20 protein-coding genes are annotated in these 20,381 nt (G+C 40.9%); 8 read left to right on the top strand and 12 right to left on the bottom strand.

Annotation, left to right across the window (positions count from 1 at the left end; translation table 11 throughout):
- Positions 1–39: 39 nt before the first annotated feature.
- Together tsaE and AAEY87_RS09410 are read right to left on the bottom strand one after the other, a co-directional pair.
- Positions 40–558, bottom strand: a complete 519-nt coding sequence (gene tsaE, locus AAEY87_RS09415; protein WP_068035385.1) for a tRNA (adenosine(37)-N6)-threonylcarbamoyltransferase complex ATPase subunit type 1 TsaE — start codon at positions 556–558, stop codon at positions 40–42.
- Positions 558–1,172, bottom strand: a complete 615-nt coding sequence (locus tag AAEY87_RS09410; RefSeq protein WP_068035383.1) for a 6-pyruvoyl trahydropterin synthase family protein — start codon at positions 1,170–1,172, stop codon at positions 558–560. The genes tsaE and AAEY87_RS09410 overlap by 1 nt, the downstream gene beginning before the upstream one ends.
- A gap of 412 nt (positions 1,173–1,584) precedes the next feature.
- On the opposite strand from AAEY87_RS09410, the gene AAEY87_RS09405 reads away from it, so the two are divergent.
- Positions 1,585–1,707 (top strand): hypothetical protein, encoded by a 123-nt coding sequence (locus tag AAEY87_RS09405; protein ID WP_264753646.1) that lies wholly within the window; start codon positions 1,585–1,587, stop codon positions 1,705–1,707.
- A gap of 118 nt (positions 1,708–1,825) precedes the next feature.
- On the opposite strand, the gene AAEY87_RS09400 is transcribed toward AAEY87_RS09405, so the two are convergent.
- From AAEY87_RS09400 to AAEY87_RS09390, 3 genes are all read right to left on the bottom strand, one after another.
- On the bottom strand, positions 1,826–2,158 hold the full coding sequence (locus tag AAEY87_RS09400) for a YnfA family protein (RefSeq protein WP_350656987.1): 333 nt from the start codon (positions 2,156–2,158) through the stop codon (positions 1,826–1,828).
- A gap of 150 nt (positions 2,159–2,308) precedes the next feature.
- Positions 2,309–2,638, bottom strand: coding sequence for a DHCW motif cupin fold protein (locus AAEY87_RS09395; RefSeq protein ID WP_068327217.1), 330 nt, complete (start codon positions 2,636–2,638; stop codon positions 2,309–2,311).
- 58 nt (positions 2,639–2,696) lie between these two features.
- Complete coding sequence (locus AAEY87_RS09390; RefSeq protein ID WP_350656985.1) at positions 2,697–3,158, bottom strand: methyltransferase family protein; 462 nt, start codon at positions 3,156–3,158, stop codon at positions 2,697–2,699.
- A 259-nt stretch (positions 3,159–3,417) separates the two neighbouring features.
- Here AAEY87_RS09390 and htpX point away from each other — a divergent pair, with 259 nt between their 5' ends.
- Complete coding sequence (gene htpX / locus AAEY87_RS09385; protein WP_350656984.1) at positions 3,418–4,326, top strand: protease HtpX; 909 nt, start codon at positions 3,418–3,420, stop codon at positions 4,324–4,326.
- A gap of 145 nt (positions 4,327–4,471) precedes the next feature.
- On the opposite strand, the gene AAEY87_RS09380 is transcribed toward htpX, so the two are convergent.
- The 3 genes from AAEY87_RS09380 to nspC all read right to left on the bottom strand — a co-directional run bounded on the left by AAEY87_RS09380 (position 4,472) and on the right by nspC (position 8,219).
- Positions 4,472–4,975 carry a hypothetical protein gene (locus AAEY87_RS09380; RefSeq protein ID WP_068035373.1) on the bottom strand — a complete coding sequence of 168 codons (504 nt, stop codon included), beginning with the start codon at positions 4,973–4,975 and terminating at the stop codon, positions 4,472–4,474.
- Between the two features lie 490 nt (positions 4,976–5,465).
- Positions 5,466–6,740: a saccharopine dehydrogenase family protein gene (locus tag AAEY87_RS09375; RefSeq protein ID WP_350656983.1), complete on the bottom strand. Its 1,275-nt coding sequence runs from the start codon at positions 6,738–6,740 to the stop codon at positions 5,466–5,468.
- A gap of 267 nt (positions 6,741–7,007) precedes the next feature.
- Positions 7,008–8,219, bottom strand: coding sequence for a carboxynorspermidine decarboxylase (nspC, locus tag AAEY87_RS09370; RefSeq protein ID WP_350656982.1), 1,212 nt, complete (start codon positions 8,217–8,219; stop codon positions 7,008–7,010).
- A gap of 165 nt (positions 8,220–8,384) precedes the next feature.
- Here nspC and AAEY87_RS09365 point away from each other — a divergent pair, with 165 nt between their 5' ends.
- Complete coding sequence (locus tag AAEY87_RS09365) at positions 8,385–8,975, top strand: DUF924 family protein (protein WP_350657010.1); 591 nt, start codon at positions 8,385–8,387, stop codon at positions 8,973–8,975.
- A gap of 51 nt (positions 8,976–9,026) precedes the next feature.
- Here the strand turns inward: AAEY87_RS09365 and AAEY87_RS09360 are convergent, their stop codons facing one another.
- The 3 genes from AAEY87_RS09360 to lpxB form a co-directional block, all read right to left on the bottom strand.
- Positions 9,027–10,319: a CAP domain-containing protein gene (locus AAEY87_RS09360; RefSeq protein ID WP_350656981.1), complete on the bottom strand. Its 1,293-nt coding sequence runs from the start codon at positions 10,317–10,319 to the stop codon at positions 9,027–9,029.
- A gap of 285 nt (positions 10,320–10,604) precedes the next feature.
- Positions 10,605–11,474, bottom strand: a complete 870-nt coding sequence (gene rnhB / locus AAEY87_RS09355) for a ribonuclease HII (RefSeq protein ID WP_350656980.1) — start codon at positions 11,472–11,474, stop codon at positions 10,605–10,607.
- Positions 11,475–11,575: 101 nt separating this feature from the next.
- The gene (gene lpxB / locus AAEY87_RS09350; protein WP_350657009.1) at positions 11,576–12,823 is read right to left on the bottom strand and encodes a lipid-A-disaccharide synthase; all 1,248 of its coding nucleotides are present in this window, start codon (positions 12,821–12,823) and stop codon (positions 11,576–11,578) included.
- A 466-nt stretch (positions 12,824–13,289) separates the two neighbouring features.
- Here lpxB and AAEY87_RS09345 point away from each other — a divergent pair, with 466 nt between their 5' ends.
- Positions 13,290–14,372 (top strand): 3-deoxy-7-phosphoheptulonate synthase, encoded by a 1,083-nt coding sequence (locus AAEY87_RS09345; RefSeq protein ID WP_068035360.1) that lies wholly within the window; start codon positions 13,290–13,292, stop codon positions 14,370–14,372.
- A 168-nt stretch (positions 14,373–14,540) separates the two neighbouring features.
- A complete protein-coding gene (locus tag AAEY87_RS09340; protein ID WP_350656979.1) occupies positions 14,541–14,864 on the top strand; it encodes a cupin domain-containing protein in 324 nt (107 codons plus the stop codon).
- Positions 14,865–14,949: 85 nt separating this feature from the next.
- Here AAEY87_RS09340 and pepN read toward each other — a convergent pair whose 3' ends face one another.
- Positions 14,950–17,550, bottom strand: a complete 2,601-nt coding sequence (pepN, locus tag AAEY87_RS09335; protein ID WP_350657008.1) for an aminopeptidase N — start codon at positions 17,548–17,550, stop codon at positions 14,950–14,952.
- Between the two features lie 315 nt (positions 17,551–17,865).
- Between pepN and AAEY87_RS09330 the strand changes: the two genes are divergently transcribed.
- The 3 genes from AAEY87_RS09330 (at position 17,866) to AAEY87_RS09320 (ending at position 20,256) form a co-directional block, all read left to right on the top strand.
- Complete coding sequence (locus AAEY87_RS09330) at positions 17,866–18,558, top strand: DUF6231 family protein (RefSeq protein WP_350656978.1); 693 nt, start codon at positions 17,866–17,868, stop codon at positions 18,556–18,558.
- A gap of 200 nt (positions 18,559–18,758) precedes the next feature.
- Complete coding sequence (gene pal / locus AAEY87_RS09325) at positions 18,759–19,310, top strand: peptidoglycan-associated lipoprotein Pal (protein WP_068035354.1); 552 nt, start codon at positions 18,759–18,761, stop codon at positions 19,308–19,310.
- A gap of 202 nt (positions 19,311–19,512) precedes the next feature.
- Positions 19,513–20,256, top strand: coding sequence for a 4'-phosphopantetheinyl transferase family protein (locus AAEY87_RS09320; protein WP_350656977.1), 744 nt, complete (start codon positions 19,513–19,515; stop codon positions 20,254–20,256).
- Positions 20,257–20,381: the final 125 nt, after the last annotated feature.

Raw genomic sequence — 20,381 nt, 5'->3', positions numbered from 1 at the left:
GTGAGGGTCATATATTTTGGATTGCAGGCATTTTTTGAGCTAAATTTTCAAAACTGATAAGTCTAAGCCTTGCGCTTCCCCTATCTTTGATAATCGTATCTCCACCTGACGTGACTCATCAACGCTTTGAGTCATATCAATGAACAGTGTCGGCGGTGGTAGATAATTATCAGCACGGCTTGGCCATTCGATAATAACCAGCGCATCTTTATCATCAAGGTACTCATCAAAACCAATAAGAGACAACTCTTCAGGGTCTTGTATACGATATAAATCAGTATGATAAACCAGCTTAGTTACGCCATTGCCTTGCTCAATACTATAAGGCTCGACCAAAGTATAAGTCGGGCTTTTTACCGCACCTTTATGCCCAAGTGCTTGCAACCAATAGCGTGTCAGCGTGGTTTTACCTGCGCCCAAATCACCTGCCAGCCAAACGCTACCTGACACTAACAAGGCGGCAAGCTGCTCGGCTAAGCTTTCGGTATCTGCTTCTGAATATAGAGTTAATATTCGCAACTGTTTATCAGTAAAAGGCGTATCATTATGATTAGACATCAGACTGTACCTGCTTGTTGTTCGTGAACCTGCATCGTTACCGAAGGATTTACAAAATTCTCACCGCGTATCAGCTTGGCATATAATTCAGGATCATGCCACTCACTACAGACTTGCTCGCTAAATTCAAAATCCTCTAATACCAGCTTGCCCATTTGCTCATTAGCCACATCATCAGCAAAACACTGGGCATAACCAGTTGCGGTTTCGTGTGCAATCACCGAGTAGACGCTGACATCAGACTCACCATTTTGCATTTGGGTTTGTTTTAGGATTTCTTGTGCCCAAAAGAAGATAACTCGTGAGAACTGCTCTGCTGAAGGTGACACTGGCAAACTAATCCAGCGTGCACTGAACTTCTTACAGGCAGCGATATACTCAGGATCGTCTTTATTCCAAAAACAAATCGCATGATCAAAGCTATCGATGATGTCTTTGATCGAAGACTTTAATAAGCCAAAATCATAGACCATTTGCCCATGATCTAGACGAGTGGCCTCTAAGATAAGCTCAATCTGATAACTATGACCATGGATAGAGTGTTTGCAGCGCTCAGAGCTACAGTTACGAACAATATGAGCATTTTCAAATTTAAATAGTTTACGAATACGCATAATAATTTTGACCAAAACAGTAAGCACTATTGTGCTAGATATTAATAAGTAAGAGTTTGCCAAACCTAATCATTGGCTTAACGCTTATTATAGCAAATCGGCATGTATCCGTAAGTAAGCACTTATTAATACTATTATTGTTTTATACATTATTCGAGCGCGACTCTAGCCAAAAACTCAATTTGAATACGCTTAATTTCAATATAAAAGCAGAGTTAAATATAACCGAGCTTAAAAGGATGAATTGAGTGGAGCGTAGCGAAATTGTGCTGTCGCTATCTATTGCGGAGGCTTAGGGCTATACTTAATTCAGAACGCAGCGTCTGCGACAATTGTATCAATACCGCCCGATAGTCAGCCCCATTTGACTCAATCAGAAGGCAGTATAAGTTACCTTAAAAAGGAAAGAATCATGAGTAAAGGTCAAGATAGTAAGAAGAATGTAAAAAAGAAACCGCTGTTAACAGCAAAAGAGAAAAAAGCCGCCAAAAAATCTAAAAAAGAAGATAATGGTAGTATCTTAGGCAAACATTAATATTAAGTACATCAATATGCTAATTGAACCTATATTAATCTGAACTATAATATTAAAGCTGTGCCACTTGAATCTCACGGTTTGATTGGCATTTTTTATGCTAGGCGCTGCTTTTATATTAGGTGCTGCGTGGCGCAAACATAATAATCGCCATTCCCAGCAGCGCGACCGCAGAACCTAATATATCCCATGTGGTTGGTCGAATGCCGTTGATAGTCCATAGCCAAATAATTGCCATTGCAACATACACCCCACCGTAAGCCGCATAAACTCGACCTACAGCGGTTGGATGTAAGGTCAGCAACCATACAAAGGCTGCCAAACTAAGCACACCGGGGATAAGTAGCCAAATCGACTTACTTTCTCGCAGCCATAGATAAGGCAGATAGCAACCCACAATTTCAGCCAATGCTGTCAGCGCAAACAGCCCAACGGTTTTCAATTCAGTCAAAACCACTACTCCTAAACGGTGATAAATCCGGTCAAATACTGCACGGCATTGCCAGAAATAAACACTCTATCGCCCGTAACTACACAATCCAGAATCCCGCCTTTTATATTCTCATTTTTAGTCACATTTATAATACTTTTACGAGCATCATTAATCCACAATAAACAGCTTAGCGCCTATCTTCGTTGACGAGCGATGCGCGATTGTATCGTCCGCTACTTGATAAGTCATACCCGGTGTCAAGGTAAAAGTACGACCGTCCTTTAATTCCGTGTTTAATTCTCCTTCAACACAGAACAAAATGTGCCCTTTATAGCACCAGTGATCCGCAAGGTAGCCTGCAGAATACTCAACCATATGCACATTGATATTGTTAAATTCGCAAGTCTTCCAATACCCTGTGCCAGTCTCACCTTTGATTTCTACTGCTTCTACTTCCGTCCAGTCAGTAATCCCAAAAGGTATATTTTTCATTTCCATAACATTATCTCCCTGATTTAATCGTTAATTAATAATAAAACATTTTACCTACTATACCTCAAATCCAACGCCGCACCTTCTTTAGATACGTTTGATAACGCTTGCCAAATTTTTGTTCCATCATCCGCTCTTCTGGCTGAATCTGAAAACGAGTCATATAAAGCATAAAAACTGGCACTAACACAAACGCAAGAAAGTGAGACAAATATAATGCCCAGCCTAATAAGATAAGTACCAATCCCACATACATAGGATTGCGAGTGTATTGATAAATACCGCGTGTCACTAGATTCGTAGATTTTTCGGGAGTATGCGGATTAACGGTGGTTTGTGCTTTTTTGAATTGAGCCACTCCCATAATACCACTGCCCAATCCTATAACACCCAAACCAATCGCTAGTGCAGTTGAGCCATTAAAAGAGAACTGCAAGCTTGGCATGATTTTAGCTACGCCATACATGGCAGCTGCGGTAATGGTGACCTGCGCTACAGGTGGTACTTTTAGCTCTAGAGCGTTCATTATTAGACCTTATGCATGATTAAATGATATATCTGAACAGTTGACTGTCTATTAGATGAGCTGACTGTTTTTAATTCTTATGCTTTCGTTCTTTTGGCGATTTCGGTGTGTGTGGACGGTTAACTGAGATTGTTATTTATCAAGACAATGCCATTTATGAAGAGCTATAATATATAAAAACATATATAAAGCAATAATATCTCAATTATGAGATTAGGTCTTAAAGTTGCATTTAAATTTTAATTGGGAAGTTAACGTAATGATGCGTATTGGATTGTTTTTATTGACCAACTTAGCGGTGATTGTGGTATTTAGCATCGTGTTTGGTATCTTATCCAGATTTTTTGGGATTGGTGGTGTACACACTGCAGGTGGATTAAATTACACCAGCCTTGCCATTATGTGCGGTATATATGGCATGGTTGGTTCGATGGTATCACTATTTATCTCAAAATGGATGGCGAAAAGATCGACAGGGACGGTTGTTATTGAGTCGCCAAGCAATGCTACTGAACAATGGCTGGTGGATACCGTCGCTAAACAAGCTCGAGCGGTAAATATTGGGATGCCAGAAGTAGGTATTTTTAATAATTCACAGCCAAACGCGTTTGCAACTGGCTGGAATAAAAACAAAGCTTTGGTCGCCGTTTCATCTGGTCTGTTGCAAAATATGAATCAAGATGAAGTAGAAGCGGTGTTGGCGCATGAGATTGGTCACGTGGCAAATGGTGATATGGTAACCCTTGCTCTTATCCAAGGCGTGGTGAACGCCTTTGTGATGTTCTTTGCACGTATCATTGGTAGCTTTGTCGACCGGACTGTCTTTAAGAATACGAGTAATAGCCCTGGTATTGGTTATTTTGTCACTAGTATCGTGATGGATATTCTGCTTGGTTTCTTGGCATCTGCCATCGTCATGTGGTTCTCACGTCTGCGTGAATTCCGCGCTGATGAGATGGGTGCAAAGCTTGCCAGCAAAGACAAAATGATAAGTGCGCTTGATGCCTTGCGCCCTTCTGCACAACGTCCAGATCAAATGCCAAAGAGCATGAAAGCATTTGCTATTTCATCAGGGCAGTCCACAGGCTTTAGTATCGCTAACCTTTTCCGCTCACATCCAACGCTTGATGATCGTATTGTGGCGTTGAGGAAGTATAATCCTAGTTAGGTTTGATGAGTTTTTGATGAGTGCACCTTACTGGAATTTTAATTGCGGCAATTGCCCTACTTGTTGTCGCTTTGTATTTGAGTAAGTGTGGCGGATTGTTAATTAACTGATAATTAAACATAGCATTTAGCATAGTCATGATTTTTTATAATTTAAAATCTATAATTACTTGCGCCTTTCGACAAACTCTTGAGCAAACCTCTTGTAAATTCGAATAAGTATTTAAGAGATTTTCAGTTATACGCTGATGATTAATATCAGATAAGCTTGAGTCAAATGTAAGTTTTGAACCCTCTCTAGCATTTGACACTTCTTGGTTATAAATATTTAAAGCAGTTTTAAATTCATAAATCTTACTTTGTAGCTCTATTGGTAGACGAGAAATTTGTACTGAATTGCTATCAAGTAATATAGTTGAATGCCCCTTCAAATTAAGACTTGAACTTTGGTTTCTAAAATAAGTAACTATTTCATTAAAGTCTGTATCATTGGCTTGAAGCAATGATTCTATACTATTGATAATATTATCCGATGCATCTTCACCTTCATATTGAATGAGAAAACTTTTTGCCTCGCTAAGATATTCTCGGTTAAAACTTCCGTATCTCTGAGCTATAAGATATCCTGCTAAGCAGACATGAAACTGCAAATGTAATAGCTCAGACTTTGCAGCGATAAGGAATTTTTTATTATCATAGCGATCTTTAATAATATTAATTATTGTAGGACTTAGTAACCCTAGAAACCAGCCTAAGATAATGTATAAAGTCTCTAGATGATTCTCCTTAATATTTGATAGTCTATGTTTTACATATTAGCGCCGTAAGGTGCGCATACCTTGTTTATAACAAAAAAAACGCTCAAACCACAATAGATAGTAGCAAGAACTTGATGTCACCGCTAGACCTGACTGGAACGGTTATCCTACTCAATTCAGTAGGTTGCGGTGGCTAGGTTTTAGCGTAGTCTCGTGTTTAGCAGGAATGCGCCAAACCATGCCAAAGCCCCGCCCCATTTGAGTAGATAATAGCGGATGGCAGGATTGGCTTCCCTACTTCTCCGTAAAGTCACACTACAATCAAACATAAAAAAAGCTTATCTATAAAAGATAAGCTTTTTTATTAAATCAAAATCTCTAACTAGATATCAAACTCTAACGCTCTATCACCTTTACTGTCTTGAATACGAGTTGGTAAGCCAATCTTGTTTAACAGATTAATGTATGGCTTGGCATCAAGTTCTTCGACGTTGACCATCTTGCCAGCATCCCATTCACCAGTAGCGACTAGCATAGCAGCAGCAACAGGTGGCACGCCTGCGGTATAAGAGATACCTTGACTGCCCATGGCCTCATAAGCTTCTTTGTGATCTGAGACGTTATAGATAAACACCTCAGTATCAACCCCGTCAACTTTGCCCTTAACCTTATCGCCGATACAAGTTTTACCCGTATAATTGGGTGCTAGTGAGCTTGGATCTGGTAGCACAGCTTTAACGACTTTTAGCGGAATAACTTCTTGTCCTTCAGCAGTCATCACTGGCTGCTCCGACAATAGACCTAGATTTTGTAGCACGGTGAAAACATTAATATAGTGCTCACCAAAACCCATCCAAAAACGAATATTCGGCACATCTAAATTGGCTGATAAAGAGTGAATCTCATCATGACCACTTAAATAGCTATTTTGCACGCCAACGACTGGCAGATCATCGGTGCGCTTCACTTCGAACATCTTGTTAGATTGCCATTTGCTATCTTGCCAAGAATAAACCGTACCTGTGAATTCACGGAAATTAATCTCAGGATCAAAGTTGGTCGCAAAGTATTTGCCGTGGCTACCTGCGTTGATATCGATGATATCGATGTCAGTGACCGAACCTGCGTCCATCATGTCATAGCCAAGACGCGCGTAGGCGTTAACCATGCCAGGATCAAATCCTGCACCTAAAATAGCAGTGATGTTATTGTCTTCACAACGCTGACGACGTTTCCATTCATAGTTTTCATACCATGGTGGCGTCTCACAAATCTTGCGTGGATCTTCGTGAATAGCAGTATCAATGTAAGCGACACCTGTCTCGATACAGGCTTCAAGCACGCTCATATTAAGAAAAGGCGACCCGACATTAATGACGATCTGGATGCCCGTATCATGTATCAGCTTTACAAGCGCTTGACCATCCATCGCATCGATTTGATGGGTATGTAAAACGGCAGCTTGCTTAAAGCTACCTTTATCTTTCACACTCTGGGCAATCGCATCACATTTATCCTGAGTACGCGAGGCAATGTGAATGTCGCCGAGTACGTCATTATGCATTGCACATTTATGAGCAACTACTTGAGCGACGCCGCCTGCTCCGATGATGAGTACATCTTTTTTGTTGGACTTAGCTTGTTGATTTGTGTTCAATGAACAATCCTCCTTTGTGTCCCTGTCGATACCATTGATATTGGCTATGCAAAACAGAAACGAGTGAATGATATGCGTGAATTAAAAAGGAAGACCGAGGAAAACCCACGCACCCGTTAGACAAATATTGCTGCCTTTGCCAGCGGCAATTATAACAATTTTTATTCGCTTTTCGGCAAAAATTACAACATAACTTAAAAACTTCAGAATGCATAATGATTCTTGAACCATTGTTTAAAGGTTATGCCAATCATTAGCTCAATGAAGTTAGGACAAACTCGATTTATAGTCTTGATAGTCAAATTCACGCTGTACGTCAATACTGCCATCCAAACGACGAATAACAATCGCTGGCATGTTGACCCCATTAAACCAGTTTTTCTTCACCATGGTATAACCTGCGGCATTACCAAATGCAATCTTATCACCTACTTTTAAATGGTTAGGTAATGCATACTCGCCAAAGATATCGCCTGCTAAGCAAGAACGACCATAGATAATCGTATTGTCAGGCGCATCATATTTTTGATCAGTGCTAGCGGGCACAACATCAACCGACTCATCATTAATAGAGGCAATAGACGCTGACTCCTGATAGATCAGCAAATCAAGCATGTGTGCTTCGATAGAAGCATCGACGACGGCTAAGTTTTTTTCATTATGCATGGTATCTAATACCGTCGTAACCAATGACCCTGCGCCATGGATACTTGCCTCGCCAGGTTCTAGATAGACTTGTACGTCATACTTTTCGCTAAAGCCTTTTAACCTTTCAGCGAGTTTTTCTAGTGGATAATCAGGGGCGATAAAATGAATGCCACCGCCCAAGCTGACCCATTCGAGCTGTGCTAAAACGTCACCAAACCTATCTTCGATATCAGCCAAGCTAGCACTAAAGGCTTCAAAGCTGTCGTTCTCACAGTTGTTATGAATCATCACCCCAGTTATATCACTGAGTACCGCTGCAATCTTATCTTTATCATGCTCACCAAGACGACTAAAAGGCCGTGCGGGATCTGCAATGATAAATGATGAATTGCTGGTCTTTGGATTCAAGCGCAGCCCTACTGGAATATTTTGTGCACGGGCTTGGTCTTTAAAAGCATTCAATTGCGAGATAGAGTTAAAGATAATCTTATCCGCATAGCTAAGTACTTCAGATATCTCATCGCTACTATAGGCCACGCTATAGGCATGAGTCTCTTTTTTATCTTCGCTATTGCCATTGCTATTATTGCCGAAGGTTTCATAGCCTAAACGCACTTCATTTAGTGAAGACGAGGTTGTGCCATGTAAATAAGGCTGCATGACGTCAAAGACACCCCATGTGGCAAAGCATTTGAGTGCCAGTAATGCCTTAGCACCAGACAGCTCGCACAGACGTGCAATAATCTGCATATTAGCGACTATTGCAGCTTCATCAAGCAAATAATAAGGTGTTGGTACGGCAACTGGTTTTAAAGTTTTTATCGAGTTCATAAGAGATAACCTAATGGCTTTTGATAGGGTTATGACAGATATAAATATTTGCGCTATAGTAGACTAAATTCATCATAATTAGAATATCTTATGTCGCTTTCGACCGATTATTCCACTTCTACCAGCCAAGCTAACTTATCTCAACTCGATCCAAAGAATATCGATATGACCCATCTTAATCCTGATGCGCGTGCAGTGTTAGATTTTTGGTTCGACAAAGATAATGAGCAATACTGGTTTGACCAAAACGATGGTTTTGATAAGCAAATAAATGATAAGTTTGGCAAAATTTGGCAAGCCGCAAAACAAGGTGAATGCGTGATTTGGCGAACCGCAGAAACATCAACAGATAGTAACAGCTCAACCACGGCTTTGGCGGGACGCTTAGCAGAAATTATTGTTTTAGATCAGTTTTCACGCAATCTATGTCGCGGACAGGCTTGTGCTTTTGCGCAGGATGGCATGGCACTGGTATTGGCTCAAGAAGCTATTGGGCAGCCACATTTTAATAGTTTGCCGATGGAATGGCGCAAATTTATTATTATGCCATTTATGCACTCTGAGTCAGCGATGATCCATGAGCGCTATTTACCACTGTTTGAGCAATTAGATCATGCGAACACCTTGGACTTTGAACATCGCCACAAAGACATCATTGGTCAGTTTGGCCGTTATCCGCCTCGTAATGAGGTTTTAGATAGAGAGTCGACTGCTGAAGAAAAAGCATTTCTAAAGCAGCCGGACTCGTCATTTTGATTAACTGTGTGCACGTTAGCGCAAGACTTATACGCTAACGTGCATACAGGTTTAATAGTTAACTTCACCTGTTGTAAAGGTAAACTGCTTAGTTTCTAGCGTCTTATTATCTACTAGAACATCAAAGCTGACTTGGTATTTACTATTGCCATAAAGACCACAGTTTTTACCTACTCTACGACCAGTTTCACAGCTTTGCAAACTATCAGTAATCGGCAGAATAAAAGCTTCGTTTTGCGGTAATTCGTAGGCGGTTCTCTTATGAGGGTCATTGCTATAATCTAGCAGGTCTACAGGCACGTCTATATTACGCTGGATATCACGAAACTTAATATTACTAATTTTAATGTTTTTAGCCGATGGCATGTTGATATAGATAGGCTGGCCGATAGGATCAGTACCTAGGTCACGTCCTGTCCCTGCCACTGGGCTTGGAAACTCATTGTAAAGCGCAGTATTTGTATCTGCTACATCATTACAAGGATAAGTAAACAGTCCCTCAACCGAACGATTTTCTGTATTTCGATCAGCTGATGATGCGTTGACAAAAACATAGCCCTGACTTTTATCAGTAGCCTTACCATAAGGCTTGTAAGCTATCATACCTGAGCCTGTTTGACTAAGGTTAGGAGTTACTAATAGACGCATATGATAAGGTGCAGCTAGTAGAGACTTAGTCATTGAATGCGCAGCATACTCCGGTGATGCGACTCTACCAGCTGAGCTGTAATACGTTATTCTCGATATGTTTTCTACAACACCATGAGCCAAGTTTGAATATCCAGCTTTAAGTAGACGATCTTTGAAGCTAATACCTGTAAAGAATGGATTGTTCTTTCCTGTCCATGTCTTTATATCTTCGATCTCTCTTTCATCGTGCGCATTAAACATCGTTGGGCTACTATTTGCGAAAACATGCTGGATGTACTGCGCGTGCTGGGTTGCTATTTTGGTTAGCTCGTTATTCTGTGCTAACCCACCAAGCGCACAAGCTTGTCTTTGTGAGTTTAATAGCTTTGAGCCAACCTGCGCAGCCCCATCATAGCTCTTACTCTCCACATCTTTCATATCGACTTCAATTTTTAATACTGGCGATGTAGCCTCAGGCGCTGATGTTTCAGGAGAAGTAGTCGGTTTTAACGGTTCAGGAGGAGTGTTAGGCTCTGATGGCTTAGAAGTATCAATAGGGCTTGACGGACTAATCGCTTCAGGTGAGTTCGAGTTGCTTGAATTAGTACTAGTACTATTATCGGAACTCTCACTGCCACCACCGCCACAAGCAGTTAAAAGCAGAGCTGAAGAAAGAGCAATGACGAGACTTTTTTCTGAGGTAATAAAATTCATCGTTTATCCTATAAAAGCATGAAGTGAGCATATTGAGTGACCATAGTCAAAATGAGCAATAAGCATGCCAATTCATAGTAAATAGAACCGTCTATGACAATAAAAAAACCGTCTGTAGGAGACGGTTTGATATAACGTGAATTTTAGGAGTTGATTTGAAAGGTAATTTGGAGAGGAGTTTGAATAACAAATTTAGGATTAATGTGAAAGCTGTAAGATTATTTGCTTAGGCTATTTAGCCTTCAATCACCTTGTAGAATAAGTAGTTCTTCTAGATTTAATCCGTCATTTATTCTCAAGTACTCGCCTTACTGGCGCAAAACTACGACGATGTTCAGGCAATACGCCATACATCTCAATGGCTTCCATATGAACACGAGTGGGATAACCTTTGTGCTTAGCGATACTATACTGTGGATGCAACGAATCTAAATGATACATAGTCTGGTCGCGGCTGACTTTTGCTAAGATACTAGCAGCTGCAATACTAGTGTGACGTGCATCACCCTTTACCCAAGCTTGGCAATCAATGCTTGACTCAGATATACCAAAAGATGAGAGTTTCAGATAATCTAACTCTGGACAGCGATTTCCATCGAACAATACCTGAGCCTGCAGATTGTATGACGTGCTACTTGTATCATTTGCAATTTGTTCTGCTACCGCAACTAATAGCGCCTCTGTACATAAGCGCATACCAAGCATCGTTGCTTGCAGAATATTTATCTGATCAATGACCGCTGCTGGAATCTCTGCAACCACATAACCTAAAGCGTTTTGTTGCACCAATGGATAAAGCCTATCGCGTTTTTTTTCGCTTAATTGCTTGGAGTCCGTCAGTATAGATAACGGCGTATTCACTAATGTTTGCATCTCAATCAAACCTGACCACGCGCTTGGTAGTATGGCGGCAGCCACGTTCACACTGCCTAGCAAAGGGCCGCGCCCTGCTTCATCAACCCCAATCTGTAGCGTTAATTTTTCTACTTCATTGTCTATACACGCAAGTATCTGACGTAAATCGTCAGTAAGCCGTAATTGACCAGTTAAGCGAATCGGAGCAGCTAAACTAATAAACTGTCCTTTAACATCTATGAGCTCAATATCGCTTTTAATATGAATAATACGACTATCTAAACAGGTTTCAATATCCATAATTATCAGACTTTTTATTTATTTTTTAACAATGTTTTAATTAATAATATTTCAATCAATAATGCTTCGATCAATAACAATTAAACCAATCAATTAATAATTTAACGATTACCTTGAGCAAACCACTGCGCAATCACACTATTAGCTGGCTCATGATTGCTTTGCTGTTGCAATGTCTGCTTGGTCTCGATCAAAGCTTGTAACTGCTCAGCATAGGCGCGAGGCTGCAATAACTTTGTGACCGTTCGGCAGATATTTTCCCCACTCGCCTGCTCTTGTATAAGCTCAGTTACAATAGTTCTTCCTGCTAATATATTAGGTAATGCGACATAGGGTACTTTTACCAGACGCTTAGCAATCTGATAAGTAAGCTGATTTAATTGATAAATAACGACCATCGGGCGTTCAAGGAGCATGGCTTCAAGCGTTGCCGTACCCGATGCCAGCATAATAATATCAGAGGCTGCCATAGCCTGTTGGCTAAAGGCTGGCTGGCTTTCGTCATAGACTACAACAATAGCAGCACGCAATTGCTCTGAGCGTTGATCAATCACATCTTGTACGATGTATTGATGGTTTTGATCAACAGTTGGTATGATAAAGCACAGTTTAGGATCTACTAATAATAGCTTCTGAATACCGTCTAGCATGAGTGGCAAGATAGCGGTTATCTCACCACGTCTTGATCCCGGCATTACACAAATCAACTGACTAACATCATCGAAACGCTCAATAAAAAACTGTTGCAAGCCGTCATTATGCCAGACCAGCTCACTACGTAGCTGATTGGTCGGGGTATCTACCAAGTCTTGATTTAGGGTTCGTAGTAGCGGGTGGCCGACACATATCGCAGGATGGTTATGACGCTCATATACTGGCAGCTCAAATGGAAATAAGCATAGTACTAAATCGGTCGCTGCCTTGATGCCGTGAATACGCGATTCACGCCAAGCCCAAATTGACGGGCTAACATACTGCACACAGAACACCCCTTTTGGTTTGAGCTTCTTTGCAACCCGTAGATTAAAATCAGGCGCATCAATACCGACAAACCAGTCTATATGAGCAACCTGAAAAGCTGCTAATAGCTCACGTCGTGCTTTGAGCAAATCAGGCAACTGCGATAACACTTCCACCAAACCCATCACCGCTAGGCGTGCTAATGGGAAAATACTGTGTAACCCTTGCGCCTGCATTTTTGACCCGCCAACCCCTACCCAAATGATATCATCACGCAGGTTATTCATTTGCTGCATAAAATCTGCACCCAAACTATCACCAGATACTTCACCTGCAACAATACCAATCACCAGCGGTTTGTTTGGCAACTGGTAATTATCATTCGTCATACCAAATGAATCGGCAGATTCTTCAGTAGTTTGAAAGGGCGTGGCAGAATCAGTCATGACAGGTCTCAACATTAACAATGCAATAATGAACAATTAAAAAATACAGCAAAGCGTATGCCATAAGAATCAGATGGGGAAGCGCCTAAAATCAGACGTCTAAAACAATTAGTACAAACAAAATAATCAGGGCTTGTCTATATAGTAAAGTATGAAACTATGTGCCTTAACCTATGATTTTGATTTTTTATTAAACATATTAAGTACATTAATGCGTAAAACTGTAGACCATAAATGAGCTACATATAGTAAAAATGCACCCTGCGCATCCCGATAATGGGCAAGTATAACAAAATTTTGGTTTTAACATTCCAGTTATCAGTCAATTAACTGAACGACTGCCCTTGTCAACATGCAATTTTGACCGCATAATGAATATCCCTATAAATTAGCTAGACGAAGTGTAATCATGACAACACCAGCTACCCATAATGCAGATATTGATGACGTGAACATTGAAAAATTCATTCCTTTGATCACTCCCGCTGAGCTAAAAGCTGAGCTGCCCCTTTCGAACGAAGCTTATAAAACCGTTCTAAAAGGTCGCCATACTATTCAAGATATTTTGGATGGTAAAGATAAGCGCCTGTTTATAGTCATCGGTCCTTGCTCTATCCATGATATCAAGGCGGCGCACGAATATGCTGACCGCTTAGCCGTATTGGCAAAAGAAGTCGAAGACACTATCTTTGTCGTTATGCGTGTCTATTTTGAAAAGCCACGTACTACTGTTGGTTGGAAGGGCATGATTAACGACCCTGATATGAATGACAGCTTCGATATCGAAAAAGGTCTACGTACCGCTCGTAAGCTACTGCTTGATTTAAATGAGAAGGGTTTGCCTTGTGCGACTGAAGCTTTAGATCCAAATACCCCGCAGTACATGCAGGACTTGATCAGCTGGTCAGCGATTGGCGCACGTACCACTGAGAGCCAAACACACCGTGAGATGAGTTCAGGCTTATCGTGCCCAGTAGGCTTCAAAAATGGTACTGACGGTGGCATGACTGTCGCAGTCAACGCTATGCAAGCAGTAAAAGCTGGTCATAGCTTCTTAGGTCTATCAGAAGATGGCAAAGTATCTATCATCAAGTCTAAAGGCAACCCTTACGCACACGTCGTACTGCGCGGTGGTAATGGCAAACCTAACTATGACGAAACCGCTGTCGCCCAAGTTGAAAACGAGCTGGCTAAAGGAAAAACCAGTAGTAAGATTATGATTGACTCAAGTCATGCAAACTCAGGTAAAGATCCTTACTTACAACCGATGGTCATCCAAAACGTCGCTGAGCAGATTCAAAACGGTAATAAATCAATTATCGGCATGATGATTGAAAGCCATTTAAAAGGTGGCAGCCAAAAGCTTACTGAAGATTTGAGCCAGCTCGAGTATGGTAAATCTATCACCGATGGTTGTCTCGATTGGGATAGTACCGTGACTGCTATACATAATCTACGTGATACGGTGAAAGACATTTTACCTAATCGATAATAGCTAACTACCTAAATATTAATTGAGAAAAAGCCCATCTATGCGTAGGTGGGCTTTTTATTGCCTAATCAAATTAAAACAATAAGCTTTTAGTTTATTATGGGATAAATGATCTTTATATGAAAAGGGAAAACCATGAATACCATTAAACTCTCGGATAAACTAAGCATGTTTTCAAGCTACTGGGATCCACATGTCGTTGCTGATTATAATCAAAACGAAGTGATGGTAGTAAAATTTCAAGGAGAGTACCCCTTTCACAAACATGAAGAAACGGACGACTTTTTCTATGTGTTAGAGGGCGAGATGTTTATGGATATAGAAGGTGAATATTCTCGTCTTGTCAAAGCTGGGGAATTGTTTATCGTACCCAAAGGTGTGAGCCATCGACCACGCGCAGAGCATGAAGTGAAGGTTTTACTAATCGAACCAAAAGGCGAGCCAAATTCTGGTGATTCAGATAGAGAACCTGCGCCCAAGCCGATAATTTAGATCTTCAGATAGCCTAACTCATAACGTCAAAAGGCTAAACTGATATTTTAGTTTAGCCTTTTATTTTACTTGTTAAAGCAAATTATTAATCCGCTGCCGCGCCTAGCACACTATCTAAGCTCTCAAGTACATGCTTAGAAGATGCTTTTTCCTGCAAACTGATAAGCTGCTCATGCGCCATTTGACGACGTGGTTCAACCAATGTGTACCAGCGTGCCAGCACTTGCAGTAAGCGCGAGGCCAAGACAGGATTGGCATCATCCAACCTTTGAATCACATCGGTATAGATGTCCAATCCTTCTGTCGTCCAAAGTATAGTCGGCTGCGAGGTAAAAGCGCTGATTACTGAGCGTACACGATTGGGCGTGTTCCAATCGAAATCTGCATGATTCAGCAGATCTTTAATTTTATTAGTACTCACATTGTCAGCAGCGGCTTGCACACTAAACCATAAGTCAATTACTAAGTCATCGGCTTGAAAGCGATTATAAAAATCTGCCAAATACTCATCAGCATTTGCGACCTGATGGTTGACCATCGCCTTCAATGCACCAAAGCGTTCGGTCATACAGCTGGCATTATCGTACTGCTGCTGTGCCCATTCAGCCGTGCCTGCAACTTTGGCAGTCAATGCCATATCCAATACTACGTTACGCAAGGCACGCTTCCCGCGAGCCTCAGAGCTATCCTCATAAGCCTGTAACGGCAGTTGTTCATAGAGCGTTGTCCACTGCCCCGATAGTGACTCTGCCACTTGACGATACAAGCCTTCACGCTGCTCTTTAATCAATATCGGATCGTAGTTTTTGTGAATAGCAGAGGCCAACTCTTGCGCTGATGGAATATCAAGCAAGCGTGCAGCCAACATAGCATCGTCAGTAGCCAAGGTTGGTAAGGTCTGTGCCAATGCTTGCAGATATACCTCAGGACTGCTTTTAGAGCCCTGACCTTGCAGTAAAATACGATTTACTAGCATCTGCGTCACTTGCCAGCGGTTAAAACCATTGGTCTCATGTTTGAGTAAAAATGCCAAGTCTTCATCTTGATAGTCATAGTTGAGCTGTACCGGCGCACTAAAATCACGGAGTAATGACACCACAGGTTCACTGGTAATATTATCGAAGCTAAAGGTTTGCTCAGCCTGATCTAACAACAACATACGCTCGCCGACTATATCACCAGACGCTTTATCGAATAGCGCTGTCGCTACTGGAATCGGTAAAGGTTTAGGAGCTTCAAATCCGCTCACATGGCGCGTTTGCTGACTCAGAATAATGGTCAACGTTTGCGTCTCGCTATCATAGTCTTGATGACCAGACAGCATTGGCGTACCTGGTTGACGGTACCAATCGATGAAGTCCTCGATTTTATCGTCAGTAATGCTTAGTGCTGATAAAAAGTCCTCAACTGTGACTGCTTGACCATCGTAACGACGAAAATATTCGTCAGTGCCTTTACGGAAATTATCCGGCCCCAATGTATTGGCCAGCATGCGCACGATTTCAGCGCCTTTTTCATAAATAGTGGTGGTATAAAAATTATTAATCTCAACGAAGCTTTCAGGACGTACTGGATGCGCAAGTGGTCCTGCATCTTCCGCAAACTGATGTGCACGTAATGTCGCTACATCATCGATACGCTGCACCGCACTCGACTGCTGATCCGCTGAAAAGGATTGATCACGATAAACCGTCAACCCTTCTTTTAGGCACAATTGGAACCAGTCACGGCAGGTAATACGGTTACCCGTCCAGTTATGGAAGTATTCATGAGCAATGACTGCTTTGACATTAAAGCTACGCGCATCGGTCGTGGTCTCAGGACTAGACAATACGCAAGCGGTATTAAAGATGTTTAGGCCTTTATTTTCCATTGCGCCCATATTAAATTGACTGACCGCGACTATCATGTAGCGATCCAAATCATACGCACGGCCGTAATTAACTTCATCCCACTCCATCGCGTCTTTCAATGCTTGCATACCGACATGGCATTTATCAATATCCGTAGATTTAGCATACACTTCAAGCGTGACTTCGCGACCTTCACTGGTTGTATAATGATCGGTAAGCACATCTAAATCAGCAGCAACACAGGCAAACAGATAACTTGGCTTATTGGTCGGATCATGCCAAATAGCATAATGACGGTCTGGCGCATCTGCAACTTCACCTTGCTCCACCAAATTACCATTGGCGAGCAGTGTCGGATAACGCTTATCTGCTTCAACGCGCGTGGTAAATATCGCCAGTACATCGGGACGGTCTGGATAAAAAGTAATCTTGCGAAAGCCTTCTGGCTCACACTGGGTGACAAACATGGTATCGCTACCAGTGCCTGCCATATACAAACCTTCTAGCGCAGTGTTGGTCTGCGGATGAATGCGAACCTGCAACTCTAACGTTAAATTATCAGGAGCATCAGCAATCGTGAGTTTGCCATCTGCTTGGCTATACTGCTCAGAGCTAAGAGACTCACCATCAACCTTAATAGTAACGAGCTCAACATCTTCACCGTATAGCACCAAATCACCTACCGCTTGGCGGTTCATGACTAGCTTGCTATCAACCGTTGCATAATCATCGAAAATCTTGATATCTAAATCTACGGTATCCACATCAAAACTTGGCAGCTGATAATCGGTCAGATGAATTTTTCTAGGTGCATGTGGTGGCACGTCAGGCATATCAGGGTTAATGATTTGAGCATCAGTTTCAGAGATAGACATAGAAATTCCTATTATTTAAGATGAATATGCTTGAGCCAATAATTATCATTATAATGAGCAAATGAGCATAGTTGTGAGGTAAAACAGAGCTATATATTTTTCTACAGTATTTTTGCATATAAGCGATAGGCTATATGATACTCATTTCTATTGCTACATTGGCTCAATTTGCTAAATTTCAAGGGCGAGCAAGTTTTGTGCTCAGCCACCAAACTTCTTATTTATCCTCTATAATAAAATATGACTCATTTTTTAATCAGCTGGCAATACTCTATGACTGACTCATCGGCAAATACAACGAATAGTACGATTACCCTAAATATATTGGATGATTATATAGAGGCACTACTACCCACCCTCGACGATTCAATATCACCATCTAATATTGAGGATAATGCAGCGATTTCAGATAATAAAAACACCGTCAATAAAACATCGAATAATATAAAGTCGAATAATATCCCTCAGCTATTATGGACAGTTGAAAATCAGAAAATGCTTGCTGAGTTAAGATCGCAGTTGGGTCTCAAAAATGAAGGGGCTAATGATGAAAAAACTGTCAACACTCCTGCTAGTATAAATGCCGCTACGAAAAAAATAGCAGACTTCTCCACATTATCAGAGCTTACGACGCAATCCATACCGCAGCGCTACCAACTTGCGTGCTTTTGGCTACCCAACTTATCATTAGACATGCTGCAACCCTACATTCCATTGCTAATGCGCTACCGTGACATCTATGCTGCACATTTAGTTATTGCTCTTGATAGTACTTTAGATCTGCGAGCTTATGGCTTTACACCTCTTGATCTTTTAGGTAAAACTCCATTGCCTCAATCATCATCAAACTTGTCAGCATCATTAACGTTATGGCAATTTAATTTATATGATTATAAAAAGCTACCAAATTGGCTGAATGCTGATTATTGGGCCAACCCTGAAAACTGGAACAAACATCGCTGGTAATAGCTTTATGACTTATCAGACCACTGATTCTCACTAAAAGTTGCCAAATGTATATTGTAATAGCTGACAAATTTTGACATGATTTACAGTAATGTTATTTACATAACGTAACATTGATTCTACTATGGGCAGTAATTGCCTAGGTTTTACTATAAGCAGTTCAAAAAAAACAAATTTTATTAAAAATTTAGGAGCTCATCATGTCAATTAACTCTACGTTGTCTAACCCTATATCCAATAGCCGTTTTGCTAAAATCGCTGCGCTTGCCCTATTATCAGGTGCTGTCGCAATCACAACTGGTTGTGCTACTAAGCGCGCTACTTCTGAAGTCGTCGTTGCTCCTCTAGGTATCCCAGGTGGTCAAGTCGGTTACACTGGTGCTGTGGTTGTAGACAATTCAAATGCTATTCTTACTGGTGCTGAAAATCTTCAAGCCGTTGTATATTTCGCCTTTGACAGTAGTGAAATTACTTCACAATCTGCTAGCATCTTGAACCAACATGCTAACCTATTAAGCTCAAATCCAGCAGCTGGTGTCGTGATTGCAGGTCACACTGATGAACGCGGTAGCCGTGAATACAACGTTGCTCTAGGCGAGCGCCGTGCACAGGCAGCACGTGATTATCTTGCTGCTCAAGGTGTTTCTGTAAATAACATCCGCGTCATCAGTTATGGCGAAGAGCGTCCTGCTGCAGCTGGTACTACTGAAGAAGCTTATGCACAAAACCGTCGTGCTGAACTTTCTTACTAAGAGCTATTATATACAGTTGATAGATTTTATTTAGCATCAAAAAAGCCCAGCAATATTAATATTGCTGGGCTTTTTAGTTCAGCCAAGATGATGTTGGATTAAAATAATGGTTACCTTCTCAAGGTTTATATATAGTTGCTATTTATTAATTAACTTTTTATATTTCTTTATAATCGTTTTTAACTTTTGATATAAACAAATTATGCCAATCCCACATCTTTTTAACATCGAATATACTCAACTTGATCCTATGACATGGTGCGCAGTTGCCGATGTGGACGCACCTTTACATCTAAGATTATGGAATAAGCCACCTCTATCATTAGTGTCTAATACTTTACGCGCTCATCCTATTAATTTTACTGATTTTAACTGGCAATACTGTACTGCTGAAACATATTTATCAGCACGCAAAAACGCTCTGAATCAACGTCAACAACAACGTCTAGGCGTTCGGTTATTGCTGCAAGAGTTACTGACCAAGTTAGAAATAGAGGATACGTTAGACGAAACCCAATACCCTTATCGACTCATTAATAGCAGATACTACGTGTGCTTTAGTCATTCAAGTGATAGTTATGCAAATAATAAGGTTGCTGTAATTATCAGTCGTCAGCGCACTGTGGGTATTGATATAGAAACCAATAAAGTTGATTGGCATGTGGCACAGCGTTTTTATCACTGTAACGAGATTGCTCTGCTACAAACATTGCCCATTACTCAACGTGAAACCACTGCTAAGTTACTTTGGCAGATAAAAGAGAGCTTTATTAAGATTCACCATTATAAGTTGGCGCAAGGATTAGGAATGAACTATGAACACTTGATTCCTAATATTGTCATCAACTTTGAACAAAATAATTCGCTTCTAACTATTATTGAAGATAATGAGTCAGGCTATCAGATTACATTGTTACTTTCTCACCAGACAGTAGTTATTTTTTAGCATAATTTTGTCAACCTTATCTCTTTACGACTATTTAGTACTTTGGAGCAGGCATAAAAAACGACCCTAAAAAGGGTCGTTTTTTATGCTTTTACTCTTCTTCTAATGACAGTACTTAAACTGTG

It is taken from the genome of Psychrobacter sp. S1-30-MNA-CIBAN-0213 (assembly GCF_040309845.1).
Classification (GTDB): Bacteria; Pseudomonadota; Gammaproteobacteria; order Pseudomonadales; family Moraxellaceae; genus Psychrobacter.
The sequence above is the reverse complement of the archived record's forward strand: the minus strand, read 5'-3'. Positions and strand labels throughout refer to the sequence as shown.

Coding starts and splice junctions, on each gene's coding strand:
- htpX (WP_350656984.1), top strand. CDS start 3,418: ATGATGCGTATTGGATTGTTTTTATTGACCAACTTAGCGGTGATTGTG.
- rnhB (WP_350656980.1), bottom strand. CDS start 11,474: ATGGATATTGAAACCTGTTTAGATAGTCGTATTATTCATATTAAAAGC.
- pal (WP_068035354.1), top strand. CDS start 18,759: ATGTCAATTAACTCTACGTTGTCTAACCCTATATCCAATAGCCGTTTT.
- lpxB (WP_350657009.1), bottom strand. CDS start 12,823: ATGACGAATGATAATTACCAGTTGCCAAACAAACCGCTGGTGATTGGT.
- tsaE (WP_068035385.1), bottom strand. CDS start 558: ATGTCTAATCATAATGATACGCCTTTTACTGATAAACAGTTGCGAATA.
- AAEY87_RS09410 (WP_068035383.1), bottom strand. CDS start 1,172: ATGCGTATTCGTAAACTATTTAAATTTGAAAATGCTCATATTGTTCGT.
- AAEY87_RS09360 (WP_350656981.1), bottom strand. CDS start 10,319: ATGAATTTTATTACCTCAGAAAAAAGTCTCGTCATTGCTCTTTCTTCA.
- AAEY87_RS09405 (WP_264753646.1), top strand. CDS start 1,585: ATGAGTAAAGGTCAAGATAGTAAGAAGAATGTAAAAAAGAAACCGCTG.
- AAEY87_RS09390 (WP_350656985.1), bottom strand. CDS start 3,158: ATGAACGCTCTAGAGCTAAAAGTACCACCTGTAGCGCAGGTCACCATT.
- AAEY87_RS09365 (WP_350657010.1), top strand. CDS start 8,385: ATGACCCATCTTAATCCTGATGCGCGTGCAGTGTTAGATTTTTGGTTC.
- AAEY87_RS09340 (WP_350656979.1), top strand. CDS start 14,541: ATGTTTTCAAGCTACTGGGATCCACATGTCGTTGCTGATTATAATCAA.
- AAEY87_RS09330 (WP_350656978.1), top strand. CDS start 17,866: ATGACTGACTCATCGGCAAATACAACGAATAGTACGATTACCCTAAAT.
- AAEY87_RS09395 (WP_068327217.1), bottom strand. CDS start 2,638: ATGGAAATGAAAAATATACCTTTTGGGATTACTGACTGGACGGAAGTA.
- AAEY87_RS09320 (WP_350656977.1), top strand. CDS start 19,513: ATGCCAATCCCACATCTTTTTAACATCGAATATACTCAACTTGATCCT.
- pepN (WP_350657008.1), bottom strand. CDS start 17,550: ATGCCTGACGTGCCACCACATGCACCTAGAAAAATTCATCTGACCGAT.
- AAEY87_RS09345 (WP_068035360.1), top strand. CDS start 13,290: ATGACAACACCAGCTACCCATAATGCAGATATTGATGACGTGAACATT.
- nspC (WP_350656982.1), bottom strand. CDS start 8,219: ATGAACTCGATAAAAACTTTAAAACCAGTTGCCGTACCAACACCTTAT.